The organism is Novosphingobium resinovorum, from assembly GCF_027922145.1.
Classification (GTDB): domain Bacteria; phylum Pseudomonadota; class Alphaproteobacteria; order Sphingomonadales; family Sphingomonadaceae; genus Novosphingobium; species Novosphingobium resinovorum.
Window position 1 is genome coordinate 121,015 of sequence record NZ_BSFC01000024.1, and the last position, 25,662, is coordinate 146,676.

23 protein-coding genes are annotated in these 25,662 nt (G+C 64.1%); 9 read left to right on the forward strand and 14 right to left on the reverse strand.

Features of this window, described 5'->3' with window-relative positions:
- Positions 1 to 48: 48 nt before the first annotated feature.
- Together dnaG and PKE80_RS15495 are read right to left on the reverse strand one after the other, a co-directional pair.
- Positions 49 to 1,935: a DNA primase gene (gene dnaG / locus PKE80_RS15490; RefSeq protein WP_271183272.1), complete on the reverse strand. Its 1,887-nt coding sequence runs from the start codon at positions 1,933 to 1,935 to the stop codon at positions 49 to 51.
- Between the two features lie 23 nt (positions 1,936 to 1,958).
- A complete protein-coding gene (locus PKE80_RS15495; protein ID WP_271183273.1) occupies positions 1,959 to 2,411 on the reverse strand; it encodes a GatB/YqeY domain-containing protein in 453 nt (150 codons plus the stop codon).
- Between the two features lie 183 nt (positions 2,412 to 2,594).
- Here PKE80_RS15495 and carA point away from each other — a divergent pair, with 183 nt between their 5' ends.
- The 4 genes from carA (at position 2,595) to greA (ending at position 8,254) form a co-directional block, all read left to right on the forward strand.
- Positions 2,595 to 3,761: a glutamine-hydrolyzing carbamoyl-phosphate synthase small subunit gene (carA, locus tag PKE80_RS15500; RefSeq protein ID WP_271183274.1), complete on the forward strand. Its 1,167-nt coding sequence runs from the start codon at positions 2,595 to 2,597 to the stop codon at positions 3,759 to 3,761.
- Between the two features lie 146 nt (positions 3,762 to 3,907).
- Positions 3,908 to 4,294 (forward strand): hypothetical protein, encoded by a 387-nt coding sequence (locus PKE80_RS15505; RefSeq protein ID WP_271183275.1) that lies wholly within the window; start codon positions 3,908 to 3,910, stop codon positions 4,292 to 4,294.
- Between the two features lie 46 nt (positions 4,295 to 4,340).
- Positions 4,341 to 7,664: a carbamoyl-phosphate synthase large subunit gene (carB, locus tag PKE80_RS15510; RefSeq protein WP_271183276.1), complete on the forward strand. Its 3,324-nt coding sequence runs from the start codon at positions 4,341 to 4,343 to the stop codon at positions 7,662 to 7,664.
- A gap of 113 nt (positions 7,665 to 7,777) precedes the next feature.
- A complete protein-coding gene (gene greA, locus PKE80_RS15515) occupies positions 7,778 to 8,254 on the forward strand; it encodes a transcription elongation factor GreA (protein WP_008828706.1) in 477 nt (158 codons plus the stop codon).
- 64 nt (positions 8,255 to 8,318) lie between these two features.
- Here the strand turns inward: greA and PKE80_RS15520 are convergent, their stop codons facing one another.
- The 5 genes from PKE80_RS15520 to PKE80_RS15540 form a co-directional block, all read right to left on the reverse strand.
- A complete protein-coding gene (locus PKE80_RS15520) occupies positions 8,319 to 8,540 on the reverse strand; it encodes a DUF4170 domain-containing protein (protein ID WP_008828705.1) in 222 nt (73 codons plus the stop codon).
- A 137-nt stretch (positions 8,541 to 8,677) separates the two neighbouring features.
- Entirely contained in the window at positions 8,678 to 9,229 is a 552-nt protein-coding gene (locus PKE80_RS15525; protein ID WP_271183277.1) for a hypothetical protein, read from the reverse strand.
- A gap of 18 nt (positions 9,230 to 9,247) precedes the next feature.
- A complete protein-coding gene (locus PKE80_RS15530; RefSeq protein ID WP_271183278.1) occupies positions 9,248 to 9,550 on the reverse strand; it encodes a hypothetical protein in 303 nt (100 codons plus the stop codon).
- An 18-nt stretch (positions 9,551 to 9,568) separates the two neighbouring features.
- Positions 9,569 to 9,952, reverse strand: a complete 384-nt coding sequence (locus PKE80_RS15535) for a phage holin family protein (RefSeq protein ID WP_271183279.1) — start codon at positions 9,950 to 9,952, stop codon at positions 9,569 to 9,571.
- Between the two features lie 35 nt (positions 9,953 to 9,987).
- Positions 9,988 to 10,467 carry a DUF883 C-terminal domain-containing protein gene (locus tag PKE80_RS15540; protein ID WP_271183280.1) on the reverse strand — a complete coding sequence of 160 codons (480 nt, stop codon included), beginning with the start codon at positions 10,465 to 10,467 and terminating at the stop codon, positions 9,988 to 9,990.
- Between the two features lie 176 nt (positions 10,468 to 10,643).
- On the opposite strand from PKE80_RS15540, the gene eno reads away from it, so the two are divergent.
- A complete protein-coding gene (gene eno / locus PKE80_RS15545) occupies positions 10,644 to 11,930 on the forward strand; it encodes a phosphopyruvate hydratase (RefSeq protein ID WP_271183281.1) in 1,287 nt (428 codons plus the stop codon).
- A 116-nt stretch (positions 11,931 to 12,046) separates the two neighbouring features.
- On the opposite strand, the gene PKE80_RS15550 is transcribed toward eno, so the two are convergent.
- The 6 genes from PKE80_RS15550 to PKE80_RS15575 all read right to left on the reverse strand — a co-directional run bounded on the left by PKE80_RS15550 (position 12,047) and on the right by PKE80_RS15575 (position 16,827).
- Entirely contained in the window at positions 12,047 to 12,610 is a 564-nt protein-coding gene (locus PKE80_RS15550; RefSeq protein ID WP_008828699.1) for a helix-turn-helix domain-containing protein, read from the reverse strand.
- A gap of 182 nt (positions 12,611 to 12,792) precedes the next feature.
- Complete coding sequence (locus PKE80_RS15555; RefSeq protein WP_271183282.1) at positions 12,793 to 12,957, reverse strand: hypothetical protein; 165 nt, start codon at positions 12,955 to 12,957, stop codon at positions 12,793 to 12,795.
- 342 nt (positions 12,958 to 13,299) lie between these two features.
- The gene (gene ribH / locus PKE80_RS15560; protein ID WP_271183283.1) at positions 13,300 to 13,722 is read right to left on the reverse strand and encodes a 6,7-dimethyl-8-ribityllumazine synthase; all 423 of its coding nucleotides are present in this window, start codon (positions 13,720 to 13,722) and stop codon (positions 13,300 to 13,302) included.
- A gap of 1 nt (position 13,723) precedes the next feature.
- Positions 13,724 to 15,037 carry a 3,4-dihydroxy-2-butanone-4-phosphate synthase gene (gene ribB, locus PKE80_RS15565; protein WP_271183284.1) on the reverse strand — a complete coding sequence of 438 codons (1,314 nt, stop codon included), beginning with the start codon at positions 15,035 to 15,037 and terminating at the stop codon, positions 13,724 to 13,726.
- Positions 15,038 to 15,094: 57 nt separating this feature from the next.
- Entirely contained in the window at positions 15,095 to 15,898 is an 804-nt protein-coding gene (locus PKE80_RS15570; protein ID WP_271183285.1) for a crotonase/enoyl-CoA hydratase family protein, read from the reverse strand.
- 98 nt (positions 15,899 to 15,996) lie between these two features.
- Positions 15,997 to 16,827: a coniferyl-alcohol dehydrogenase gene (locus tag PKE80_RS15575; protein ID WP_271183286.1), complete on the reverse strand. Its 831-nt coding sequence runs from the start codon at positions 16,825 to 16,827 to the stop codon at positions 15,997 to 15,999.
- A 24-nt stretch (positions 16,828 to 16,851) separates the two neighbouring features.
- Between PKE80_RS15575 and PKE80_RS15580 the strand changes: the two genes are divergently transcribed.
- A complete protein-coding gene (locus tag PKE80_RS15580; RefSeq protein ID WP_271183287.1) occupies positions 16,852 to 17,706 on the forward strand; it encodes a TetR/AcrR family transcriptional regulator in 855 nt (284 codons plus the stop codon).
- Here PKE80_RS15580 and PKE80_RS15585 read toward each other — a convergent pair.
- The gene (locus PKE80_RS15585) at positions 17,690 to 18,685 is read right to left on the reverse strand and encodes a YihY/virulence factor BrkB family protein (protein WP_271183288.1); all 996 of its coding nucleotides are present in this window, start codon (positions 18,683 to 18,685) and stop codon (positions 17,690 to 17,692) included. The two genes, PKE80_RS15580 and PKE80_RS15585, sit on opposite strands and share 17 nt — an antisense overlap.
- A gap of 185 nt (positions 18,686 to 18,870) precedes the next feature.
- Between PKE80_RS15585 and PKE80_RS15590 the strand changes: the two genes are divergently transcribed.
- The 3 genes from PKE80_RS15590 to PKE80_RS15600 are packed head-to-tail and all read left to right on the forward strand — an operon-like array spanning position 18,871 to position 25,648.
- Positions 18,871 to 21,192, forward strand: a complete 2,322-nt coding sequence (locus tag PKE80_RS15590) for a BamA/TamA family outer membrane protein (protein WP_271183289.1) — start codon at positions 18,871 to 18,873, stop codon at positions 21,190 to 21,192.
- Positions 21,192 to 25,457 carry a translocation/assembly module TamB domain-containing protein gene (locus PKE80_RS15595; protein WP_271183290.1) on the forward strand — a complete coding sequence of 1,422 codons (4,266 nt, stop codon included), beginning with the start codon at positions 21,192 to 21,194 and terminating at the stop codon, positions 25,455 to 25,457. Before PKE80_RS15590 ends, PKE80_RS15595 begins: the two co-directional genes overlap by 1 nt.
- Positions 25,457 to 25,648, forward strand: coding sequence for a hypothetical protein (locus PKE80_RS15600; protein WP_271183291.1), 192 nt, complete (start codon positions 25,457 to 25,459; stop codon positions 25,646 to 25,648). The genes PKE80_RS15595 and PKE80_RS15600 overlap by 1 nt, the downstream gene beginning before the upstream one ends.
- Positions 25,649 to 25,662: the final 14 nt, after the last annotated feature.

The following is a 25,662-nucleotide window of genomic DNA, read 5'->3' on the forward strand; positions in this document are numbered from 1 at the left end:
TCGTGAGTGCATAAACCTGGGGTCCGTAAACCTTGTATAATTATACAATCACGACGCATGTCTGGTTGCCATTTGCCTGAGACGGCTATCGAATTCCAGCTTTCTCTTCAGCAGTCGCTGCTGTTCGGCGAATGCCGAGTCGGAAAGCTCTGATTCGAACCGCGCCGTTGCTTTTGCCAGTGCCGCTTCGAGTACTGGTCGCTCGACGAGGAGGTCGATCGCCTGGGCCAGTTCGGCTGCCGCCTGTTCCTCGCTCGTTTCGGGAATCAGGAAGCCGAATCTAAGCCCTGCGTACTCGGCGGCCTTGGGTTGCACCAGGCCGTTGTCTCGCAATATGGTGGCGAGAACCTCGGTTTCAAGCGCGTCTGCGGCGCCGCAGCAGTCCACCAGTGTCTCGAAGCGCGGATCGAGACCGGGGGTGCGGGCGAGCGCTTCCGCGTGGCGCGCAAGTTGCGCGGGCCAGCGAATGAGCCCGGCGATGATCGCGGCGGAGAGCGCATCGCGGGTGCCTGCGCCTGCGAATCGGGTGTTCAGGCGCTCGATCGATTCGGGCGAGGAGGGGGCAGGGCTCGGCTTGCCGTTCCACTTGCCGCTTCCGCGCTGGTTCTGGCGGGGCTGGAAGTTTCCGCCACCACCTTGCCCTCCACCCTGTTGCCAGCGATTCTCCCGGCGCGGGAAGGCGAATTCGGAATAGCGGTCCTGCAGTTCGCGGCGGTAAAGTCCGGCGATGTCGGGGTGCTGGATCGTCTCGACGTGGGCCATCAAACGGGCCTTGAGACCGGCCTTGTCCTCGGGCGTGTTGAGCGGCACGGCGTCGCGCTCGGCCTCCCACAGCACTTCGACGAGGGACTTCGCCTCGCCGAGAATGTCCTCCATCGCGCGGGAGCCGCGCTGCTTGATGAGGTCGTCGGGGTCCAGCCCCTCGGGCAGGCGGACGATTCGCAGGGAGTGGGCAGGGCGCAGCAGCGGCAGCGCACGGGTGATCGCGCGCATCGCCGCGCGCTGGCCGGCGGCGTCGCCGTCGAAGCACAGGGTCGGCGTCTCGACATGGCGCCAGAGCATCTCGATCTGGTGCTCGGTCAGCGCAGTGCCCAGCGGCGCGACGGCATCGGCGATCCCGGCGGCGGCCAGCGCGATGACGTCCATGTAGCCCTCGACCACCACGATCCGCCCCGACTGGCGCGCGGCGGGCGCGGCGCGGTGCAGGTTGTAGAGCGTGCGGCCCTTGTCGAACAGCGGGGTATCAGGCGAGTTGAGGTACTTGGGCGCATCGGTCTTGCCCTTGGTGAGGATGCGGCCACCGAAGGCGATGACCCGGCCGCGCGCATCCTCGATGGGGAGCATCAGGCGGCCGCGGAACCGGTCGTAGGGATCGCGCTCCTCCACCGCGATGCGCAGGCCTGCCTCGATCAGCATGGCTTCGGGGAAGCGGGAGAGGGCCTCTTTCAGCGCCTGCCGCCCCTCGGGCGCATAGCCGAAGCCAAAGCGCTGCACGGTATGCGCATCGAATCCGCGCGTGGCGAGATAGGCGCGCGCCGCCGCGCCTTCTGCGCCGGACAGGCTGGCCTTGAACCACTCCTGCGCGGCGGCCATCACGTCGTGCAGGCTGTCGCGCTTCTCCGCCGCGCGGGCCATCTGCGGATCGGGTGCGGGGACGTCCATCCCGGCCTCGGCCGCCAGGTCCTTGACCGCGTCCATGAAGGCGAGGCCCTGATGATCGGTCATCCAGCGGATCGCATCGCCATGCGCGCCGCAGCCGAAGCAGTGGTAGAACCCCTTCTCGTCGTTGACGTAGAAGCTGGGCGAGTTCTCGTTATGGAAAGGGCAGCAGGCCCGGTGTTCGCGCCCCGCCTTCTGCAGCCGCACGGAGCGGCCGATCAGCGCGGAAAGCGCGGTGCGGGACCGGAGCTGGTCGAGCCATTGAGGGGTGAGCACGAGACCTGCCGCCTGTCAGCAAATCAGGCCAGCGCCGCCTTCACCCAGCCGCTCGCCTTGGTCATGTCGAGCACGGTGCCGTGGCGGGCCTTCAGTTCGCCCATGACCTTGCCCATGTCCTTCATGCCCGATGCGCCGGTTTCGGCCTTGATCGCCTCGATGGCGGCCATGGTTTCTTCCTCGGACAACTGGGCGGGGAGGAAGGTTTCGATCACTTCCAGCTCGGCCTGTTCCTCGGCGGCCTTTTCGGGGCGGCCGCCCTGCTCGAACAGGGTGATCGATTCGCGGCGCTGCTTCACCATCTTCTGCAGCACGTCGATCACCAGCGCATCGTCGTCGGGCACGGTGTCGGCGGTGCGCAGTTCGATGTCGCGGTCCTTGATCTTTGCAAGGATGAGGCGGACAGTGGCGAGGCGCTGCTTCTCACCAGCCTTCATGGCGGTGATCTGCGCGGCCTTGATCGAATCACGAAGCATGGGTTTTCCTGCAAATGAACTGAGTGAACGGGGTGGTGCGTGTGGCAAAGCTAGCAACCTGCGCGCCGATTTGCACGTGTGCGCCCAAATTGCACCCCCACACCTTGACGCGGTGCACAACCCTCTCTAGCGGCCGCGTCTTAGCACACAACGTTAGAAACGCCGTCAACGGAGCGACCCACCATGGCCGACGCCGCATCTTCGCTTGCGCCCAAACCCGAAGGGGCAACGGGCGTTCTGGTTCTCAGCGACGGACACGTCGTTTGGGGACGTGGTTTCGGTCATGTCGGAGAGTCCGTGGGTGAAGTCTGCTTCAACACCGCGATGACCGGCTACCAGGAAGTCATGACCGACCCGTCCTATGCGGGCCAGATCGTCACTTTCACTTTCCCGCACATCGGCAATGTCGGCGTGAACGAGGAAGACCTCGAATCGCTGGTCGATGGTGCCGTCGGCTGCGTCGTCCGCGAGGACGTGACGCTGCCTTCGAACTTCCGCTCCGCAGGCGGCTACGGCGAGTGGCTGGCGAGCAAGGGCAAGGTTGGCCTCTCGGGCGTCGATACCCGAGCGCTGACCCGCCGTATCCGCAGCGCAGGCGCGCCCAACGCCGTCATCGCCCATGATCCCGAAGGCAACTTCGACATCCCCGCGCTCATCAAGCGGGCGCAGGGATGGCCGGGCCTCGAAGGCATGGACCTTGCCAAGCTGGTCAGCCGCGAAATCCAGCAGGGCTGGGAAGGCTCGACTTGGACACTCGGTGAGGGCTACGGCACTGCCGACGGCGAGACCCGCCCGCACGTCGTCGCGATCGACTACGGCGCCAAGGACAACATTTTCCGCAATCTCGTGAAGGCTGGCGCGCGCGTCACCGTGGTTCCGGCCGAGGCTTCGCTGGAAACCATCCTGTCGCTCGAACCCGCTGGCGTGTTCCTCTCGAACGGCCCCGGCGACCCGGCGGCGACCGGCGCTTATGCCGTGCCCGTGATCGCGGCGCTGCTGGAGCGTGACATGCCGGTCTTCGGCATCTGCCTCGGTCACCAGATGCTCGGCATCGCAGCGGGCGCGAAGACAGCCAAGATGTTCCAGGGCCATCGCGGCGCCAACCATCCGGTCAAGCGCCATGCCGACGGCGTGGTCGAGATCACCTCGATGAACCACGGCTTTGCGGTGGACAACACCTGCCTGCCGGACAATGTCGAGGAAACCCACGTCTCGCTGTTCGACGGCACCAACTGCGGCATCGCGATCAAGGGCAAGCGCGCTTTCGGCGTCCAGTACCACCCCGAGGCGAGCCCCGGCCCGCAGGACAGCTTCTACCTGTTCGAGAAGTTCGTGGGTATGCTCGGCTGATGGTCGCAGCGGGTCAGGCTCCCTTGGCGGTGTTCGCGCCGTCCCACGCATCGGCGATGATTGCCGGTGCGGCCAAGGGAGCTTTCGACCCGGCCCGGCGGATTGCCTATGCATCCAGGCACCTCATAACAAAGAAGGTGCCTGAAATGACTAGCGCAATGTCCGCTCTGATCGACCACATGATCGCCTACTACGTCGCCGGGCCGGCGTCCGAACTCTCGGTCGCGCCGCGCTTCTATCCTTACGGCGAGCTTCAGCTCATCTTCGAGGACAAGGTCTCCGTCGCCGTCCGCAAGTTCGGCCCGAAAGTGCGCAAGCACTCCAAGGAAGCCGGCAAGGCCTTCATCGATCGCATGATCGAGACGGGCGCCTGGTCGACCAACCAGGGCGAGTACGGCGGCTCGATGCACCAGTTCCAGGCCGACCGCTTTCGCGAAGTCATTCGCGCGGAGCAGGACGCCAACCCCATCATCCAGAACGCGAAAGCCGATCCCGACTATTGGGAAAAGGCTTTCGGCGATCTGGTGGCATAAGCCACCGGGTCGCATTACAAGACACACAGGACACCCAGGAAAGCCCATGCCAAAGCGCACCGACATCTCCTCGATCCTCGTAATCGGCGCGGGGCCCATCATCATTGGTCAGGCCTGCGAGTTCGACTATTCGGGCACTCAGGCGATCAAGGCGCTGAAGGAGGACGGTTACCGGGTGATCCTGGTGAACTCGAACCCCGCCACGATCATGACCGACCCGGACATGGCCGACGCCACTTACGTGGAGCCGATCACCCCCGAGGTCGTCGCGCGCATCATCGAGAAGGAGCGGCCCGATGCGGTGCTCCCGACGATGGGCGGCCAGACCGCGCTCAACTGCGCGCTGGCACTGTTCAACGACGGCACGCTGGAGAAGTTCGGCGTCCAGATGATCGGCGCCGACGCCGACGCGATCGACAAAGCCGAGGATCGCCAGCGCTTCCGCGACGCGATGGACAAAATCGGCCTCAACTCGGCGCGTTCGGGCGTGGCGCATACCTTGGACGAGGCTTTCGCGGTGCTTGAGCGCACCGGTCTGCCCTCGATCATCCGCCCCAGCTTCACGATGGGTGGCACCGGCGGCGGCATCGCCTACAACAAGGCCGAGTTCGAGGCGATCGTGCGCTCGGGCCTCGATGCCTCGCCGACCACCGAAGTGCTGATCGAGGAATCGCTGCTCGGCTGGAAGGAATACGAGATGGAGGTCGTGCGCGACCGCCATGACAACTGCATCATCATCTGCTCGATTGAGAACGTCGATCCGATGGGCGTCCACACGGGCGACTCGATCACCGTCGCCCCGGCGCTGACGCTGACCGACAAGGAATACCAGATCATGCGCAACGCCTCGATCGAGGTGCTGCGCGAGATCGGCGTCGAGACTGGCGGTTCCAACGTCCAGTTCGCGGTGAACCCCAAGGACGGCCGCCTGATCGTCATCGAGATGAACCCGCGCGTGTCGCGTTCCTCGGCGCTGGCCTCGAAGGCCACCGGCTTCCCGATCGCGCGCGTCGCCGCCAAGCTGGCGGTCGGCTACACGCTCGACGAGATCATGAACGAGATCACCGGCGCGACGCCCGCCGCGTTCGAGCCGACCATCGACTACGTCGTCACCAAGATCCCGCGCTTCGCCTTCGAGAAGTTCAAGGGCGCCAAGAACGACCTCACCACCGCGATGAAGTCGGTCGGCGAAGTCATGGCGATCGGCCGCAACATCAAGGAATCGATGCAGAAGGCCCTGCGCGGCCTCGAAACCGGCCTTGACGGCTTCAACCGCGTGCCCGCGCTGGAAGGCGCTGGCCGTGACGTCATCACCGCCGCTCTTTCGCGCGCCACGCCGGAACGCCTGCTGCACGCCGCGCAGGCGTTCCGCGAAGGCTTCACCGTGGACGAGATCCACGCGATCGCCCACTACGACAAGTGGTTCCTGCGCCACATCGAGGAGATCATCGCCGAGGAAACCAAGATCCTCGCCGAAGGTCTGCCCAACGATGCGGCGGGCATGCGCAAGCTCAAGGCCATGGGCTTCTCCGACAAGCGCCTTGCCACGCTGGCGGTGCGTTCGGTCGGCGTCGCGGGCGGTCTGGGCGAGACCCAGGCCAAGCGCTCGGGCCTGCTGCATGACGCGCTGCGCGCCATGGCGGGTGCCACCAGCGAGAAGGAAGTGCGCCAGCTTCGCCGCAAGCTGGGCGTCGTCCCCGTTTTCAAGCGCATCGACAGCTGCGCCGCCGAGTTCGAGGCGGTGACGCCCTACATGTACTCGACCTACGAGGCCCCGATCTTCGGCGAGCCCGAGGACGAGGCCATGCCGTCCGACCGCAAGAAGATCGTGATCCTCGGCGGCGGTCCGAACCGGATCGGGCAGGGCATCGAGTTCGACTACTGCTGCGTCCACGCCTGCTTCGCCTTGTCCGAAGCCGGGTACGAGACCATCATGGTCAACTGCAACCCCGAGACGGTTTCGACCGACTACGACACCTCGGACCGTCTCTACTTCGAGCCGCTGACTGCCGAGGACGTGCTGGAAATCCTGCGCGTGGAACAGCAGAGCGGCGAACTCGTCGGCGTGCTGGTGCAGTTCGGCGGCCAGACCCCGCTCAAGCTGGCGCAGGCGCTGGAAGACGAGGGCATTCCGATCCTGGGCACCTCGCCCGACGCGATCGACCTTGCCGAAGACCGCGAGCGGTTCTCGGCGCTCGTCGACAAGCTGGGCCTCAAGCAGCCCGCCAACGGCATCGCCCGCAGCCGCGACGAGGCGGTGAACGTCGCCAATCGCATCGGCTACCCGGTGCTGATGCGCCCCAGCTACGTGCTGGGCGGCCGCGCGATGGAGATCGTCGACAGCGAGCAGCAGCTCGACGACTACATCACCACCGCCGTGCAGGTCTCGGGCGACAGCCCGGTCCTCATCGACCAGTACCTGCGCGACGCCATCGAGTGCGACGTCGATGCCCTGTGCGACGGCGAGCGCGTCGTCGTGGCAGGCGTCATGCAGCACATCGAGGAAGCGGGCATCCACTCGGGCGACAGCGCCTGTACCCTGCCGCCTTACAGCCTGCCGCCCGAGATCATCGCCGAGATGGAGCGTCAGGCCGAAAAGCTGGCGTTCGGCCTCAACGTCAAGGGCCTGATGAACATCCAGTTCGCGGTGAAGGACGGCGAGGTCTACCTCATCGAGGTCAACCCGCGGGCCTCGCGCACGGTGCCGTTCGTCGCCAAGGCGCTGGGCCAGCCGGTCGCCAAGATCGCTGCGCGCGTCATGGCGGGCGAGAAGCTGGACACCTTCCCGCCGTTCAAGCGCGACCTGCCGTACATGGCGGTCAAGGAAGCCGTGTTCCCCTTCAACCGCTTCCCCGGCGTCGATCCGGTGCTCAGCCCCGAGATGAAGTCCACCGGCGAAGTCATGGGAATCGATAGCGATTTTGCCCGCGCCTTCGGCAAGGCGCAGCTTGGCGCCGGCATGAAGCTGCCGGTGGAGGGCACCGTGTTCGTCTCGGTCAAGGACAGCGACAAGCCGGTGATCCTGCCTGCGGTGAAGACGCTGATCGAGCAGGGCTTCCGCATCCTTGCCACCAGTGGCACGCAGAAGTACCTGGCCGAAGCGGGCCTGCAGGTCGATCTCGTCAACAAGGTAGCCGAGGGCCGTCCGCATATCGTCGACAAGATCGTCGATGGCGAGATCGCGCTGATCTTCAACACCACCGAAGGCTGGCAAAGCCTGGTGGACTCCCAGTCGATCCGCGCCTCGGCGCTGACCGGCAAGGTTTCGATCTTCACCACGGCGGCGGCCAGTGTCGCTGCGGCGGAGGCGATCGCGACAATTCGCGGGAGCAAACTTGAAGTGCGATCGTTGCAGGACTACTATAGCTGAAATCGATTTGCCTTCCCCCACATCGCAGCAGATCGGCCCCGCCCGCCTAGGGCGGGGACAGGAAATTAGTCGCAAGACCTTTGGGGGAAGGCCGCAGGAGGAAATGAATTAGAATGGCAAGTGTCGAAAAGCTGCCGATGCTCGCGGAAGGTTACGAGCGGATGACCGCGGACCTCAAGGCGCTGCGCGATGAGCGTCCGCTCATCGTCGACGCCATCGAGGAAGCGCGTGCCCACGGCGATCTTTCGGAAAACGCCGAGTACCACGCCGCCAAGGAGCGCCAGGGCCAGGTCGAGGCGACCATCGCCGACCTCGAGGATAAGATCACGCGCGCGCAGATCATCGATCCCGCGACGTTGTCGGGCGACAAGATCATCTTTGGCGCCACCATCACCCTTCTCGACGATGATGAGAAGCCGGTGAAGTACCAGATCGTCGGCCCTTACGAAGCGGACGCGAAGGTCGGCCGCATCAGCTACAACTCGCCGCTCGGCAAGGCGCTGATCGGCCGCAAGGTCGAGGAAGAGATCGAAGTGACCGTCCCCTCGGGTGACAAGTTCTACTTGGTGCAGAAGATCGAATTCATCTGATCCTCTCCGCTTCAGGATAAAGAAAAAGGCCGGCGTTTCCGCCGGCCTTTTTCGTTTCCGCTGCTCAGGCTGCCGGCAGTTCCGGCTCGAGCAGGCGATGAAGATGCACGATCACGTACTTCATCTCGGCATCGTCGACGGTGCGCTGCGCTGCCGATTTCCAGGCATTCTGGGCCTCGGCGAAATCGGGATAGACACCGACAAGGTCGAGAGCCTTGAGGTCGGTGAATTCGAGGCTGCGCGGATCCTTGACCCGGCCGCCCATTACAAGGTGAAGCTTCTGCATGGGAGAGTGCCGCTTTCCTGCTGGTTGGGAGATAAGCGGCCTATAATTTTGGAGAGGTCAAGGAGCAAGTGCACAAGACGCACCTTGATCGCGCAGTAAGCGAAAAGGTGCGCCGTTAGCTGAAATTCACGAGCCGTTTACGATCTGACACGCTTCTTGAGGTCTTCGGCCATGTGCAGCACCTTAGTCGAGCGGACAGCCGCTGCGTCTCCAAGGCGGTTGGCGGTGTCGGCAGCCGCATCGCCAAGCCTGCTGGCTCGGCGGGCAGTCGCACGGCCGAGGGCACTTGCGGCGCCTACTGCAGCCAGGCCGTACTTTTCGAGATTGAGAATGGCCAGATCGCCGGCCTTTTCAGCGCTGTCCGCGAACTTCGAGGCCTGCTTGCGCGCATCGATGCCGATGTCGTGCGCCTTGTCGCCCGCCTTGCGGCCGAGTACGACGCTGGCGGTGCCGGCTGCCTCCGCGAGGTCCAGCGTGCGCGCGACGATCCGCCTGCTGACGCGGCGCGGCAGGAGGGCGCTCACCGCGACGCCGACGGCGACACCGCCTGCGACGGTCAGTACCGGGTGCCTCTTGACGAAGGCGATGACTTTGTCAGACGGCGTAGGCTCGGCGATCTTCGCGGGCAGGGCGACGACGTTTGCGCCTTTACCGGCAGCGATCGGGGTGGACGACTCGGTCTTGCTCACCTGGCGTTCCTTCTTTGGTCAAGAGACCCGGTCGCGCACGCTGTCCAACAGGCGCTGCGCCAGGTCGATAATGGGATTACGCAAAAACCAAAGCACGAGCGCTGCCAAGGTTCCGCCGATTGCGGCGGGATGCTCCTCGACCACGGCAACGGCCTCATCGAACATCAGCTTCGCCTGATCGAGCGCTTCATCAGCGATCCGGCCGCCGATCCCGCGCTCGTCCATGTCGGCCTTGAAGGCCTGGTAATGTCCGTCGAACTTCGCCTTCGCGGCGTCGCGCGCGGCCCGGTCCGCCAGAACCTGCGCTGCCTGATTGCCCATTCGAGCCCCCGTTTTAGATCAATGGTCCTGAGAACCGCCCGCGATACGCAGCATTCGGCGCAGCCGTGCGTGCGCACTCCAGGCCCCGAATGCGGCAAGCGCAAGCAATACCAGCGTGACGACCGCCATCGCGCCCCACAATCCGAGCAGCGGCCCGAGGGCAATCACCGTGCCGACCACGAAGGCCATCGCGGCAAAGAACACCAGCACCGCCGCCACCACGAGCAGCATGACGATAGTGCGCGTTTCCGACCCGACATATGCAGCGCGCGACTTTTGAAACGCGAGTTCAGCCTGCGCAAAAACCTTCGCTTCATCCGCCAACTGACGCAGATCCTGCGCCAGCGACAGATTCTCGTAATCCTCGGCCGCAGGGGCGAGGGTGGGTGTGGTGTCCTGCATTCTCTCAGGAGGTCAGCTCAGGCGCCGAAGCGCCTTCACTTGCCCCTGAACAGGCGGGAAAGCACGAAGCCGGTCGCGGCCGCGATGCCGAGTGCCTGCCACGGGCTGTTGCGCACGAACGTCTTGGCATCCTCGCCAATATCTTCGATCGACTTCTCGTCCAGCTTGGCTCCGGCGTCGGCCAGCGACTTCGATGCGCTGCGGGCGTAATCGCCGTACTTCACGCCGACCTTCTCGTCGATCAGGGCGGCATTGTCGTCGATCAGCTTGGAGACGCCGACGATCGCCTGACTGGCCTTGGCCTTGCCTTCCTCGGCATAGCCGGCGGCCTTGATCTTGGCATCGGCCGCGAAGGCGCTGGCCTTGTCCTTGGCTTCACCGCTGCGGGTCTTGCATTCGCTCGACACTTCACCGGCGAAAGCCTGTGCACCGGCCTTGGCTTCCTCGACCGCCTTGGAGAAGTGATTCTTGGCGCTTTCGGTGCCGTTTCCGGCGGAGATGGTGGGTTCGACCATGCGATTATCCTTCCTTGTCTATCCTTGGCGCGAATTGGCATCATAAGCCATGTGCGGACAGAGTAACACAACTTGTCGTTCCTTGCTGCAACGCAACTTGTCACGCGAAGTTCCCCTGCTAAGACCGCCTCCGGACGGATGGCGCGTAATGCGCCCGCTTGAGGAGAACCGCAGACATGACCGCGATCATCGACATTCACGGACGGGAAATCCTGGACAGCCGCGGCAACCCCACCGTGGAGGTGGACGTCCTGCTGGAAGACGGCAGCTTCGGCCGCGCGGCAGTGCCCTCGGGCGCATCGACCGGCGCCCACGAAGCGGTGGAACTGCGTGACGGCGACAAGAGCCGTTATCTCGGCAAGGGCGTGCTCAAGGCCGTGGATTCGGTCAACGGTGAGATCGCCGAGGCGCTCGTCGGGCTCGACGCCGAAGACCAGCGCGACCTCGACCTCGCCATGATCGAACTCGACGGCACGCCGAACAAGGCGCGCCTCGGTGCCAACGCCATCCTCGGCGTCAGCATGGCCGCCGCGAAGGCCGCCGCCAATGCGCGCGGCCTGCCGCTCTACTCCTACGTCGGCGGCGTTTCGGCGCATGTCCTGCCGGTGCCGATGATGAACATCATCAATGGCGGCGAGCATGCCGACAACCCGATCGACTTCCAGGAATTCATGGTCATGCCGGTCGGCGCCTCGTCGCTGGCGGAAGCCGCGCGCTGGGGTGCGGAAATCTTCCACACGCTCAAGAAGGGCCTGCACGAGAAGGGCCTCGCCACCGCCGTGGGCGACGAGGGCGGCTTCGCGCCGAACCTTGCCAGCACCCGCGATGCGCTGGACTTCATCATGGCCTCGATCGAGAAGGCAGGCTTCAAGCCGGGCACCGACATCAAGCTCGCGCTCGACTGCGCCTCGACCGAGTTCTTCAAGAACGGCAAGTACGAGATCAGCGGCGAGGGCCTGAGCCTGTCGCCGGTGGCCTTCGCGGACTACCTTGCCGACCTTACCGAAGCCTATCCGATCATCTCGATCGAGGACGGCATGAGCGAGGACGACTTCGAGGGCTGGAAGGCGCTGACCGACAAGATCGGCCACAAGGTGCAGCTGGTGGGCGACGACCTGTTCGTCACCAATCCTGCGCGCCTGACCATGGGCATCGAGAAGGGCCTGGCGAACTCGCTGCTCGTCAAGGTCAACCAGATCGGCACCCTGACCGAGACGCTCGAAGCCGTCTCGATCGCCAACCGCAACGGCTACACCGCCGTCATGTCGCACCGCTCGGGCGAGACCGAGGACGCGACCATCGCCGACCTCGCCGTCGCCACCAATTGCGGCCAGATCAAGACCGGCTCGCTGGCCCGTTCGGACCGGCTCGCCAAGTACAACCAGCTCATCCGCATCGAGGAAGAACTGGGCAAGGCTGCGCGCTATGCGGGCCTGAGCGCGTTCGGTCGCCTGAGCGCCTGAACCTGAAGTGTCGCGGGTGATCGGCGCCGGGGAAATGGCGCCGATCACCCGCTTCCTCCGCACGGCGACCAGCCTGTCCCCCCATGGGGCGAAGAGGTGGCTGGAGGCCGATCGCCTCAGCGTGCGGCGACGCTGTCCCTTGCGGTATCGTCGATCAACACGACGGAGCGGGATGCGGAGGCGAAGTATTCGAGCATCGCGGCATAGCCCCGCGCGCTCAGTTTGACGTAGACCCGGCGCGCGTCCCCGGGATCGGCCTCCCGTACGAGGTGCCCCTGCTTTTCGAGAATCGCGATCCAGCGCAGCGCCGTCGTCGAAGGGACGGCGGAGCCGATGCATGCGCTCGTCACCGAGACGCGGCGGCGCTCCTTGGCAGCGATGAACAGATCGAGCAGTATATCCCAGGCGGGTTCGCCGAACAGTTCTTCCGAGCGGAAAATCTTGGTGCGCCGCCGCCGGTCGTCGTAAGTCTGGCGGGCGAGTTCCACCCAGATCGGGTGATCCTGACTCGCCGTGCCCTTGGGTTCACGGGCTTCCCCGGTGATGGCGAGGCTTTCCAGTATCGCCGAGGGACTCTCTCCGATCTCCAGTTCCCGCGCCATTGCCAGAAGTTCATTGGCGATTCCGATCAGCCGGATCGCTTTCGCCCGATTGCGCATCAACTGGTCCGTGTTCTCCATCGAATAGGATCGCCTGATGCGGGCCGCGCGACTTCCTTCGCGAAAGTCATCGCGGCAATTGTGCCCATCGTTGCGAGAAAAGCAGCAGCGCTCAGCAGGTTATGATCTGCAGTCGCCGCTGTGTTGCTTGATCCGCCACGGACAAATCATAGGCAAACTTCCGAGGAAACGTCTCGCGCAGCTTAATCCGTATCGGACGCTTTACGCGGAATGCCGAATTCCCGGCATAAGGATTCGATGGCAGCTTCGAGGTGGGCGGCAGCGACCATTGCACCGATCTCTTCCAGTTGGCCGAGGTGCATCTCCAGATCGGCGGCCAGCGACTTCGCGATTGCGTCCTTGTTCACCCAAGCGTTCTCCAGCGGGAGGAACCAGTGCGTTCTCCCGGACCCGATACCACGAGCCATGGTTTGCGACCCGCCGGTTTGCCCGGCGTCAGTTGTTTCAGGTTATACATCCGTTTTCGAGCAAAATCGGAGCGACCTGCTCACGAACTACACGACGGACGATAATTGAAAACCGCGAATTCGATGATGTCCTGTAAGTGAACATTATAAAATTGGCGATTAACCGCAGGAGAATTGCGCTGATATGAATGATTTTGAAAGGACTTAAGTGTAATTACTTATTCAATCGGTCACGCGATGCCCTCGGATTATCCGTCGCAGGCATCGCGTGACGATTGGTTTTCAGGCGCCGAAGCGGCCCTTGAGGTCGTAAAGGGCGATAGCTGCCTTGGCTGCCTCGCCGCCCTTGTCCTTCTGTGCTGCATCGGCGCGGACGAGGGCCTGTTCTTCGTTCTCGACAGTCAAAATGCCGTTGCCGATGGCGATGCCGTCCATGGTCAGCGCCATGATGCCGCGGGCCGATTCGCCGGCGACGATCTCGAAGTGATAGGTTTCCCCGCGGATGACGACGCCGATAGCGACGTAACCGTCATAGTCCCCGGTGGCATCGGCCAGCGAGATGGCGGCGGGAATTTCCAGCGCGCCCGGCACCGTGATGACTTCGGCTTGATGGCCTGCTGCCTTGAGCGCGGCCTTGGCGCCCGCGATCAGCATGTCGTTGAGATGGTCGTAGAAACGCGCCTCGATGATGAGGAAACGGGCCATGTCAGTTCGATCCTTCGCTGGTCGGGGCGATGATGGGCCGCTCGCCGACGATGTTGAGTCCGTATCCTTCGAGCGCAACCAGCGAATGGTGCGTGTTGGTCAGCAGGACCATGTCGTGAATGCCCAGTTCCGCCAGGATCTGCGCGCCCACGCCGTAGTCCCTCAATTCCTCGAGGTCCGGGGTGCCGCCATTGCGGAACTCCTGCTTGATGTCCATCACGCGCGACATCAACTTGTTCATCGGACGGTTGATGACCACGATCACGCCCGAACCCTCCTCGCCGATCATTTCCATCGAGCGATGCAGGAGGTCGCCGCGATCGCCGGTGTCCTCGCCGAAGATGTCGGCGAAGAAGGATAGCGTGTGCATGCGCACAAGGGTCGGCTTCGACGGGTCAATGCGACCCTTGACAAGCGCCACGGTCTCATCGCCGGTCGCGCGGTTGAAGTACGAGCGGGCCACCCAGTCGCCGCCATGGCGCGAGTGGAAGCTGATCTCGTTACGCTTCTCGATCATGCGGTCGTGCTTGCGGCGATAGGCGATGAGGTCGCGGATCGTGCCGATCTTCAGGTCGTGCAGGCGTGCGAAGCCGATGAGGTCGTCCATGCGGGCCATGGTGCCGTCCTCCTTCATGATCTCGCAGATCACGCCGGAAGGGTTGAGCCCGGCGAGGCGCGAAATATCGACCGCCGCCTCGGTGTGCCCGGTGCGGACGAGCACGCCGCCGTCGCGGGCGCGCAGCGGGAAGACGTGGCCGGGCGTGACGATGTCGTCGCGCGTCTTAGTGCCGTCGATGGCAACCGAGATGGTGCGCGCACGGTCGCCTGCCGAGATACCGGTGGTAACGCCTTCGCGCGCCTCGATCGAGATGGTGAAGGCGGTCTCATGACGCGTGCCGTTATGGCTGCTCATCAGGTTGAGGCCGAGTTCGTCGACGCGCTGGCTGGTGATCGCGAGGCAGATCAGGCCGCGTCCATGCGTCGCCATGAAGTTGATCGCGGCCGGAGTCGCCATCTGCGCGGGGATGATGAGGTCGCCCTCGTTCTCGCGGTCCTCATCGTCGACGAGGATGAACATGCGGCCGTTGCGGGCCTCGTCGATGATTTCCTCGATCGGTACGAGCACTTCGCGCTCGTCGTTCGAGAAAAGGACGCGCTCCAGCTTGCCAAGGGTTTCGGCAGTGGGGTTCCAGTCATCCTCGGTGCAATCGCGCAGCGTATTGGCGTGGAGGCCGGCGGCGCGCGCCAGGCTGGACTTGCTCATTCCGCCCTCGGTTACGAGCTTGCGGACCTTGTCGATCACATCGGTAGCCATTGTGGTGTTCAATCTCACATTTCAGTGTGATCGAAATAGGCGCGCCTCACATTCGGATCAAGAGCCTTTGAATTGCGGTGGCCGCTTTGCGAGAAAAGCGGCGACGGCTTCCTCGTGGTCGGCCGTGGCGTGGGCGGCGGCCTGCATGGCCGAGGCCATCTCCAGCAGCGTGGCAAGGTCCGCACGGCGGCCTTCCCAAAGCAGTCGCTTGGTCATCCGTACCGCGTGCGGTGGATTGGCAGCGATGCGGCGGGCGAGGGCGCGGGCGGCGTCGAGAAGTTCGGCATCGGGCACCACGCGGCTGACAAGGCCGCAAGCCAGCGCCTCGGCGGCGTCGATCAGATCGCCGGTGAGCGCCATCTCGGCGGCTTTCGACCAGCCGATCACACGCGGCAACAACCATGAGCCGCCGTCGCCAGCAATGAGGCCAAGCTTGACGAAGCTCTCCGCGAACTTCGCGCTCTCGCCGGCGATGCGCAAGTCGCACATGCAGGTGAGGTCGCAGCCCGCGCCCATGGCAGCACCGTTGACGGCGGCTATGATCGGCACTTCCAGCGCCGCGAAGGCGAGCGGGAGCCGCTGGATGCCGCGCTTGTAGGAAAGACGCGTGGCGGCGGGAGACCCGGCGTTGAGGGTGCCGCCGGGCTTCATCTCGTTGATGTTGCCGCCGGAGGAAAAGCCCTTGCCCGCGCCGGTCAGGATGGCGACACGGGCCTGCGGGTCCGTCTCGAGCCGGGCGAGGGCGGCGAGCAGGGCCTCGATGACCTCGGCGTCGGAGATCGGGTTGCGCAGTTCGGGGCGGTTGAGCGTGAGGAGGACGATGCCCTCCTCGTCGATTTCGTACAGCACCGCATCGCTCATCGCCTGTCTTCTTCCGTCCTGTCGCGTCGAAAGCTCAACCTAAAGACCGGCAGCGGTCCCGGATCAAGTCCGGGACGACGACGAGCCATGCATCCTGCTTATGCATCCTGCTTTCGGGCCATCATCTTCGTGATATCGACCTGACCAGTGGCCAAGCCGCCCATGAAGCCGCCGTCCACCGGCAGCACGACGCCATTGACCACGCCTGCGAGGTCGGAGTTGATCAGGACCAGCGGCCCCGCCTGTTCTTCCGGCGTGGTGTAGCGGCCGAGCGGCTCGGCGGCGGCATCGACGACTTCCTTGCCCGAGACGGCGTGGAAGGTCGCCATCATCGGCGTCTGCGTGGGCGAGGGGAGCGAGCAGTTGATGCGGATGCCCTGCTTGATCAGGCGGGCACCCATGAACTGCGTCCAGACGATGACGGCTTCCTTCGAGAACGCATAGCCCTCGCCGACCTGGTCCATGTTCGCCTCGCACCAGTCGAGACCGGCCTGGAAGCCCTGCGTCGCCAGCAGTTGCATGTGGACCGGGATACGGCGGCTCCAGCCGAGGCCGCCCGTCGAGGCGATCGAGACGATCGCGCCCTTGTTCCCCATCAGCGGTACGACCTGCTCGGTCAGGTGACGGGTGCCGAGGAAATTGACCTTCATCGTGTCCATGGACGGAAAACCACCGCCGCCCGGGAGCCCTGCGCAGTTGAACAGCGCGTCGATCTTGCCTCCTACGCCGCTGACGGCGGCCTCGAGGCTGGCCGGATCGCGCAGATCGATCTGCGTGAACGAGGCCATCGGCACGGCGCTTTCCTTGAAGTCGAAGCCGTGGACCTCGGCGCCGAGCGATACCAGCAGCTTCGCGGCGGCCTCGCCCATGCCGGAGAAGCAGCCGCTGACGATTACGCGCTTGCCCTTGTAGCCCAGAACATCACTCATTGGTCGTTCCTTCCTCTCACGGGCGTGGTGCTGGCCGGGGCCGGACCTGCCGTTTCCTTTGCCCGTAGCTATGCGCTGTCGGCGGGTGGGTTCAACCGCCCCGGCGGGTCATCGCGCACACGATGGCAGCCCCTACCTCGCCATCGGCCGCACGTCTTGCTAGGCGTCTTACGAGAACAAACGGCAAAGGCGGCAAGAGTGGCATCGAAAGCGGTGAGAGGGCGAAGGCCAAGCCATCCGGACCGGCGCGAGGAAATCCTTGCAGCGGCCGCTCGCCGCTTTGCCGAGTTCGGCTTCGAGGCGACCACCGTGCGGCAGATTGCCGACGACGTGAACATCCTGTCGGGCAGCCTCTATCACCATTTCGCCACGAAGGAGGAAATGCTCGATTCCATAGTTCGCGATGCGGTTCTCGACCAGAGGGGACGGGCACTGCGCATCGCGGCGCTCGATATCGACGCTGAAGTGCGCTTCGTCACCCTCATTGCAGAGGAACTTGCGGCTCTGGCGGATCGCCTCGAGGCTTATGCCATCATTTTCAGCGAGCGAAAATTCTTCCGTCGCAGCCCGGATTTTCTCTACCTCATGAAAGCCCGCAAGGAAGCGTTCGAAGCCTGGCGCTTCGTTCTGGACGAGGGCGTGTCCTCGGGACAGTTCCATGGCGGAATCGACAGCTATCTGACCGTGTCTACCATCATGCGCATGCTCAATTCCGGTGCCGACTGGTATCGGCATGAGGACGGCTCGCCGCTGGATGCGATGGCAAATTATTCGCTGAAGGCGCTTATCGCGTTCTACTCAGGATTTGCGCTGCGTTCAGTTCGTGCAGCGGGGCGCGGGGAAGCGCCGATCCCTGCGCCCCTCACGCTTCCGGGCTAGCACCGTCCGCGCGTCGCCGCTCGGCCTCGGCGCGATGGTGCTTTCGCCGTTCGAGTTGCCTTGCTGAAGGCACGCCGTCGTCGATCAGATCGGCAAGGACTGCTCCCCTTTCCCCGGCAGGACGCGGGGGGCCGACGGTAGTGTCGCAAAAGGTCTGGCGCTCGATCTCCGCGTTGAGCAGGGCACCGAGAAGTACGCCATATGCGGAAAGGAACAGCCACATCAGGAACACGACAATGGCCGAAAGCGAGCCGTACGTCGCGTTGTAGTCGCTGATGTAGGCTACGTAGAGCGAGAAGCCGAACGAGACTGCCAGCCAGAGCAGCGTCGCCAGCAGTGAGCCGGGTGCGAGCCAGCGCCACTTGGCAGGGCGGCGGTCGGGGCCGTAGCGCATGATCAAGGCGAAGCCGGCGCTGCCAAGCGAGATCGCGGCTACCCAGGTCAGGATCTTGAAGGTCAGTTGGGTGGCGCTCCCGAGGTATACGCTTGTCTCCGTCTGCAGCCACGCGAAGACGCCGCCGGATAGCACGCCGGTCAACGCCAACAGAATCGCCGCGAGCGTTAGTCCACCGGTGCGCAAGGTTCGGGCGACGACGCTGCGCGTCTCGCGCTCTTCGTTGATGATGTTGAGCGCGCTGACCATTCCGCCTGCCGCGCGCATGCCTCCATAGATCGCGAAGAACAACGCGATGACGAGCGCGAGGCCGGTCACTCCGGAGTTGGTGGAGATGATCCGCAGCAACTGCTCTTCCAGAAGGCGGGCGACCTCCGGCGGCACCACGTCGACGATGCTGTCCATTTGCTCACGCACCATGCTGACGTCGGCAACAAGTCCGTAAACCATCACGGTTGCCGCGATCAGCGGGGTCAGGGCAAGAAATGTGTAGAACGCGAGGCCTGCCGAAAGAAGGCCCAGTTCATGGAAGCCAATCATCACGTAGACCCGCTTCACTACCCTGAACCACGCCGCACGCGGCATGGCCAGGGGGGACAGGGCATCCGATCCGGGGACGATTTCCGTTGCGGCGTTGCTTGCCGGCGTTCCGACGCTATTCACTACGAGCCTGTGTGAACGAGGGAACTTTCGCTGTTGCAATGCGATAGGCATTCTCAGGAGGGGCCGGATGTACCGGTTCGGCAAAGGGGTGATTCGTCGCGGTGTCCATGTTCAGGCTAATCGATCATCGGCCGGATCGTTCCCTGTCCCTGCGCCATGGATGTGCCGGCGGTGCGGTTGCCTTGGTCCTTGCACTTGGCATCGCCGTGCCTTCGGGCAGTGCATCGGCGCAAGCGCAACCTTCGGAAGAGGCGGCACCGGCGAACCAGCCCTCCTCGCAGCCTGAAGGCAAGGCAGTCGACCTCGAGGCGGGTCAGGTAAAGGTGCCGGCGCCACCTGCCGACTCTACTTTGCCGCAAGTCGATCCGATCATCCCTGACGGCGAGTTCAATTCCTCCATACCTGCGCTCGACGCCTCAGATGACCTCGAACTCGACAAGCCGCTCGAATCGATCGACGCGTTCGAGCGTCGCATGGCGGAGCAGCAGAGCGGAGCGAAGCCGGCAGAAGGTACCTCCCCTCCCGCTGGAGATCCGGCGCTTGCGGATGGCCAGGCTGTCGAAGAGATCGGCGATGCTCCTGTGCGCGATGCTGAACTGACTGCCCCCTTGCCGCCCATCGACCAGTTCGAGGTTACCCCGGTACAGATCGCCGAAGGAGAGGAAGGTGATAAGGATGTCGAAGTCGGGTATCGCATCGACATCAAGGGGCTCGATCTCGCCGACAAGGAAACGGGTGCCGACCTTGAAAGCCAGTTCAATTCCGCGTCGGCTCTCAAGAAGGGCGATGGCAAGGCGGCCAATTCTGCGATGGTCGCGGCACGGCTGACCGAAGACAGCCAGTTGATGCAGACGGTGCTCGCTTCCGAGGGCTGGTACAGCCCGCAAGTGCGTACACGCATGGACCCGTCGTCCGATCAAGCCGATCCAGGTCTGATCGCAGTCATCCAGGTTAATCCCGGCAAGCGTTACGTGTTCTCCGATATTCAGGTGAAGGCCGACCCGACAGTTCCTTCCGGTCTGATCGCGGACAACTTTCCTCTCAAGGTCGGCGAGCCTATCGTTGCGGAGCGCGTGCAAGGTGCCGAGGCGCGTGTCGCGGTAGCGCTGCCCGAGAATGGCTACCCCTTCGCTGAAGTGGGCCAGCGCGACATCCTGCTGGATCAGGACGCGGGCGACGGCGTCTATACGCTCCCGGTCACGGTCGGGCCGCGCGGCCGCTTTGGCGGTTTCACGACTGATGGCGACATGGCCTTTGATGCCGATCACATTCAAGTGCTCGCACGGTTCAAGCGCGGCGAGCTTTACGACAGCCGCAAGGTCGACGATCTGCGCAAGGCGCTCGTCGCCACGAGCCTTTTCTCGACTGTAGCGGTTGAGCCGCAAAAGACCGGCGAACAGGTCGGCGATGGCACCGAATACGTTACGCTGCACGTCAAGCAGGATGCAGGGCCTCCGCGCACCATCGCCGGATCGCTCGGCTATGCGGCGGGTGAGGGCATCACCGCCCAGGCGACCTGGACCCACCGCAACATGTTCCCGCCCGAGGGTGCCCTGATCGCCCATGCCATCGCCGGTACGCGCCAGCAGGGTGCAGGCGTGACCTTCCGGCGCTCCAACGCGGGCAAGCGTGATCGGACGTTCGAACTCGTCGCCGAGGCCTTCCACAACGATTACGACGCCTACAGCGCCTACACCGGCCGCATCGCGGCGCGCATCGCCCGCGATTCTACACCGATCTGGCAGAAGCGCTATACTTATGCCTTCGGCGTCGAGATGCTCGGTACTGCGGAAACCGATTATGACGCGGCAAGCGGTGGACGCAAACGGCGCACCTACTACGTGGCCGGGCTCAACGGACAAGTCGGGTTCGACACCTCGGATGATCTGCTCAACCCGACCAAGGGTTACCGCCTCACTACGCTCGTGCAGCCCGAGGCGACGGTGCGCGGAGGGTTCGACCCGTACGTCCGCGCCCGGCTGGACGCCTCAACCTACTACCCCTTCAGCGACAGCTTCGTCCTTGCCGGAAGGATGCGCCTCGGCACGATCCAAGGCGCGGGGCTGTTCGATATTGCGCCATCGCGCAGACTCTATGCAGGTGGCGGCGGCTCGGTTCGCGGTTTCGCCTATCAGGCTCTTGGCGAACAGGCGCCTGACGGCAATCCGGTCGGCGGTCGCAGCCTCAACGAAGCTTCGGTCGAGGCGCGCTATCGTTTCGGCAACTACGGAGTCGTCGCCTTCGTCGATGCGGGGCAGGCATATCGCGAGACAATGCCGCAGTTCAATGACTTGCGCTACGGCGTCGGCATTGGCGGCCGCTTCTACACCAACTTCGGACCGATGCGGCTAGACGTGGCTACGCCGATCAACCGGCGCCCGGGCGAGTCGCGCTTCAACCTTTACGTATCGATTGGGCAGGCATTCTGATGGCCGGCCCCGAGGAGAACAACGAAGGCATGCCGCCGCAGCCGGAAACCGAAACCACCGAAGTCGTGGTGCAACAGCCATCCCGCTGGCACCGCGTCCGTGTGAGGGCACTCAAGACTGTTGCCTTCGTGGTGCTGGGCGTCGTCGCCTTCCTTCTCGCGGTGGTTCTCGGGATCAATACGGGGCCGGGACGTCGCTTCGTCGCGGACCAGATCGCCGCGCTCGAGTTCGAGAACGGCATGAAGATCTCCGTCGCAAGGATCGACGGGTCGCTCTACGGCAAGATGATTCTGCGCGGGCTCTCCGTGCGCGACCCGCGTGGCGAGTTTCTATACTCTCCGGAAATCCGCATCGACTGGCGCCCTTTCGCCTACCTTGATAACCACGTGGACGTGCGCAGTGCTACGGCGCAACGGGTGATACTGCGCCGCACGCCGCATTTCCGCGCCACGCCGCCCAGCGACGCGCCTTTGCTGCCCGATCTCGACATCGACTTGGGCGAGCTGCGTATCGACCGCTTCATCGCCGAGCCCCCTGTCTCCGGCCAGAGGCGCATCATGACCGTCGCGGGGCGCGCGCACATCGCCGACGGCCGTGCGCAGGTCAGTGCGAAGGGCGGCACCATCGCCATTGATGGCAAGGGTGGCGGGGACCGGTTCAACGCCGTGCTCGACGCTGTGCCTGAGCGCAATCGTCTTGGTCTCGACGTCGATTTCGACGCACCGAAGGGCGGCCTCATCGCGGGTCTTGCCGGCTTTACGCAGCCGGTCACTCTCAAGCTTGCGGGCAAGGGCGACTGGGCGGCATGGAACGGCAAGCTCGATGCGAACCTAGGCAGCGGCGAACTGGCAAGATTGGCGCTGACGGCGCGGAACGGCACGTTCGTTATCAAGGGGCCGACGCGCTTCGCCCAGATGTTCGCAGGGCCGACCGCCAGCCTTCTCGGGCCGGTCACCAGCGTCGATCTGACCGCAGCGTTCGAGAAGCGCCGCGCCAGACTGTCGGGCATGATTTCCAGCGATGCCTTCACCCTGACTCCGAACGGTCTCGTTGATCTCGGAGAAAACCGGTTCGAGAGCCTCAAGCTCGCATTCGTCCTCCTTAAGCCTGCCGCTCTGGCCGAGAACCTGAGCGGGGCGGGTCTGACCGCCGAGCTAGCCCTTGATGGCGCGTTCACTACGCCCTCGGTCAATTACCAGCTCGCTGCAAGGCGACTGGTGATGAATGACATGGGGCTGGAGAGCCTGACCGCGCGCGGTGCGGCCAAAGTCGATGCAGGGCATATCATGATCCCGGTGGCGGCGAGGGTCGGTCGCATTACCGGCCTCGATACCGTCGCGGGAGGCAAGCTCGACAACGTCACGCTCAATGGTGACCTTGCAATCGAGGGCACGCGCATCCTGTCCGACAACATGCGCCTGCGTTCGAATCGCATCGATGCGGGGCTGATACTCGTCGCCGACGTGAGCAAGGGTCTCTATACCGGTGCAATCGATGGCAAGATCGACAACTATCGTGTCGATAGTGTCGGTATCTTCAATATCCGCACCAACATGGACCTCAAGACCGAGGGACAGGGTTTCGCCTTGCAGGGCACAGTGCGGGCACGGTCTACGAAGCTGCTGAACGAAAGCCTGCAGACCTATCTCGGCGGTAATTTCTCGGCTTCTTCCAACCTGAAGTACGGTTCCGACGGCATCGTGCGCTTTTCCAGTGTACGCATGAATGCGCCTCTTCTGCGGGTTACCGGAGGGCAGGGCAGTTGGTCACCCGATGGACGCATCGCGCTCGCTGCGAATGGTTCGTCGCGCCAGTACGGTGCTCTCGGTGTTCGGGTGACCGGGACCATCCGCAATCCCGATGCACATTTGACGGCGGAGCGACCGGGGCTGGGCATTGGTCTCGCAAATCTGGATGCACGGATCAAAGGTGCACCGGGTGGCTATCGCCTCGACGCCAAGGGAGATACCGATTACGGCCCGTTGCGAGCCGACGTGACGCTCGGGCTCGGCAAGCAGACTTCGGTGCAGATCAACAGTGCCAATCTTTCCGGCGTCGATTTCGCGGGTCGTATCGTCCAAACGCCTGCCGGTCCCTTCGCGGGGCAATTGACGGCCAATGGTAACGGTATAGGCGGGCTCGTGCGGCTGGATGCCGACGGCAAGTACCAAGCGGCCGACTTCAACCTGCGCGCCAAGAACGCGATCTTCGACGGGCCAGCCAAGCTATCCGTCGGCTCTGCCATCGTAGACGGTCGTGCGGTGCTCTACGACCAGCCCTACGTCGTCGCCGACGCGCAGATCGCCGGCACCAGCATCGGCGCGCTCGACCTAGCGGCGGCGCGCGTGCTTGTCGATTATCGCGATGGGCGAGGCAAGGCGAAGGGCCTCATCGAAGGCGTCAGCGGTGTGCCGTTCCGTCTCGGCCTCAACGCCGACATGCAGCCAGAAATGTGGCGGGTGGCGCTGCAGGGCAGGGTCCGCGGCTTGGACGTCAAGACGACCACGCCCGCCCGCATCGTTCCCAAGGATGGCACTTACGAGCTGTTGCCTACCAACATCGCGTTCGGAGGCGGCAGCCTCAAGCTGGCCGGCTCGTACGGCGAAGGCATGAAGGTGCAGAGCCGGATGGAGGGCGTCGATCTCGCCATCCTCAACGCCTTCGCCCCTGGTTACGGTATTGGCGGCAAGGTCAGCGGCAGCCTCGACTTCGAACAGGCGAGCGCAACCGCGTTCCCCCGTGCGGATGCGCGCCTGACGCTCGACAACTTCACCCGTACCAGTTCATCGACCGTAAGCCAGGGTGTCGATATCAGCTTCGTCGGCAAGTTGCTGCCGGACGGAGGTGAAGGTCGCGCAGTGTTCCGTCGTCGAGGTACCGTGATCGGCCGAATGGCGGCGAGCCTGAAGCCGCTGCCGTCGGGTGATGGTCCCTGGATGACGCGCCTGATGGATGCCCCGCTGGGCGGTGGTATTCGCTACAACGGTCCGGCCGAGACCCTGTTCTCGTTCGCGGGGCTGTCCGGGCAGACGCTCACCGGCTCTGTCGGGCTGGCGGCGGACTTTACCTGCCGTGTGTCCAGTCCATGCATCAATGGCGTCGTGCAGGGGCGCGACATGGTCTATGAAAACATCGCCTACGGCACGCGCCTCAGCCGCATGGCGCTGGCAGGCAGGTTCACCGGGGATTCGCTGGAGCTGACCTCGCTGACGGCAAAGGCCGGTGACGGTAACGTCAGCGCCATCGGCCGTGTAAGCCTCGCCGCCGACGCCGGTTATCCGATGGATCTCACCGTAAAGCTCGACCGCGCGCGGCTGGCGCGTAGCGACGCCCTTTCGGCGACCGCAACGGGAAATCTGAGGCTGACCAAAGCGGCGGGCGAGCCTGCGCTACTGGCGGGTGAGATCAAGTTGCCGGAAACCCGTTACCAGATCGTGCGTGAGGGGGCCGCGCAGATTCCGCGCCTTACGGGCGTGCGCTTCAAGCCGCCGGTCGGGCCGCAGCGCATCACCGGCGACGAGTCTGCGCCTGCGGCTGCCAGCGCCTTCGCACTGATCCGTCTCGACTTGCACTTGCGCGCGCCTGAAAAGCTCTACGTGTCCGGAATGGGGTTGGAATCTGAATGGAGTGCGGATTTCAACGTCACCGGTACCAGCGCGGCGCCATCGCTCTCCGGCGACGTCAAGCTGGTGCGTGGTACGCTGGGCTTCGCAGGGCGCTCGTTCCAGTTGAGCGATGGGCTGATCTCGTTCAACGGCGGCTCGACTATCGATCCGACCGTCCAGATCACAGCGACCGACGACATCGAGGACGTCACCGTTAACGTGAACGTCACCGGCCGCGCAATGAACCCACAGATTGACTTCTCCTCCGATCCCAGTCTGCCGGACGACGAAGTGCTTTCCCGCATCCTGTTCGGCAGCTCGATAGCCAACCTTTCGGCCTTGCAGGCGGTGCAACTGGCATCCTCGCTCAATTCCTTGCGCGGCACCGGCGGAGGTTTGAATCCCCTTGGCAAGCTGCGCTCGGCGGCGGGTATCGATCGCCTGCGCATTCTTGGGCCGGATGAACAGTCCGGGCGCGGCACGGCCGTTGCTGCTGGCCAGTATCTGACTGACGACATCTACGTCGAACTTATCACCGACGCGCGTGGCTTTACGGCAACGCAGTTGGAAGTCAGTGTCACGAAGTGGCTGTCGGTGTTGAGCCAGGCTGGCGGCTCTGGCGTGAACAGCCTGAACGTGCGCATCAAGAAGGACTACTGATGCGCGTCGGCCTGATTACTGCGCTTGTGCTTGCGGCCATTCTGGGAGGCTGCAAGCGCGAGCCGACGTTCGAGGAGCGGTATAAGGCGGCGAACAAGACGATCGTGGATCGCGCTAGGCAGATCGATGCGCAGATTGCCGCCACAGGTTCGCCGCCCCTCGAAGAAGACGGTGTCTCGCCAGAGCACTGAAACGTCGGGTTTAC

Coding starts and splice junctions, on each gene's coding strand:
- PKE80_RS15505 (WP_271183275.1), top strand. CDS start 3,908: ATGACTAGCGCAATGTCCGCTCTGATCGACCACATGATCGCCTACTAC.
- PKE80_RS15540 (WP_271183280.1), bottom strand. CDS start 10,467: ATGGTCGAACCCACCATCTCCGCCGGAAACGGCACCGAAAGCGCCAAG.
- PKE80_RS15600 (WP_271183291.1), top strand. CDS start 25,457: ATGCGCGTCGGCCTGATTACTGCGCTTGTGCTTGCGGCCATTCTGGGA.
- PKE80_RS15520 (WP_008828705.1), bottom strand. CDS start 8,540: ATGCAGAAGCTTCACCTTGTAATGGGCGGCCGGGTCAAGGATCCGCGC.
- PKE80_RS15550 (WP_008828699.1), bottom strand. CDS start 12,610: ATGGAGAACACGGACCAGTTGATGCGCAATCGGGCGAAAGCGATCCGG.
- PKE80_RS15585 (WP_271183288.1), bottom strand. CDS start 18,685: ATGCCGCGTGCGGCGTGGTTCAGGGTAGTGAAGCGGGTCTACGTGATG.
- PKE80_RS15575 (WP_271183286.1), bottom strand. CDS start 16,827: ATGAGTGATGTTCTGGGCTACAAGGGCAAGCGCGTAATCGTCAGCGGC.
- ribH (WP_271183283.1), bottom strand. CDS start 13,722: ATGGCCCGTTTCCTCATCATCGAGGCGCGTTTCTACGACCATCTCAAC.
- PKE80_RS15595 (WP_271183290.1), top strand. CDS start 21,192: ATGGCCGGCCCCGAGGAGAACAACGAAGGCATGCCGCCGCAGCCGGAA.
- carA (WP_271183274.1), top strand. CDS start 2,595: ATGGCCGACGCCGCATCTTCGCTTGCGCCCAAACCCGAAGGGGCAACG.
- eno (WP_271183281.1), top strand. CDS start 10,644: ATGACCGCGATCATCGACATTCACGGACGGGAAATCCTGGACAGCCGC.
- carB (WP_271183276.1), top strand. CDS start 4,341: ATGCCAAAGCGCACCGACATCTCCTCGATCCTCGTAATCGGCGCGGGG.
- greA (WP_008828706.1), top strand. CDS start 7,778: ATGGCAAGTGTCGAAAAGCTGCCGATGCTCGCGGAAGGTTACGAGCGG.
- PKE80_RS15570 (WP_271183285.1), bottom strand. CDS start 15,898: ATGAGCGATGCGGTGCTGTACGAAATCGACGAGGAGGGCATCGTCCTC.
- PKE80_RS15590 (WP_271183289.1), top strand. CDS start 18,871: ATGTTCAGGCTAATCGATCATCGGCCGGATCGTTCCCTGTCCCTGCGC.
- ribB (WP_271183284.1), bottom strand. CDS start 15,037: ATGGCTACCGATGTGATCGACAAGGTCCGCAAGCTCGTAACCGAGGGC.
- PKE80_RS15495 (WP_271183273.1), bottom strand. CDS start 2,411: ATGCTTCGTGATTCGATCAAGGCCGCGCAGATCACCGCCATGAAGGCT.
- PKE80_RS15530 (WP_271183278.1), bottom strand. CDS start 9,550: ATGGGCAATCAGGCAGCGCAGGTTCTGGCGGACCGGGCCGCGCGCGAC.
- PKE80_RS15535 (WP_271183279.1), bottom strand. CDS start 9,952: ATGCAGGACACCACACCCACCCTCGCCCCTGCGGCCGAGGATTACGAG.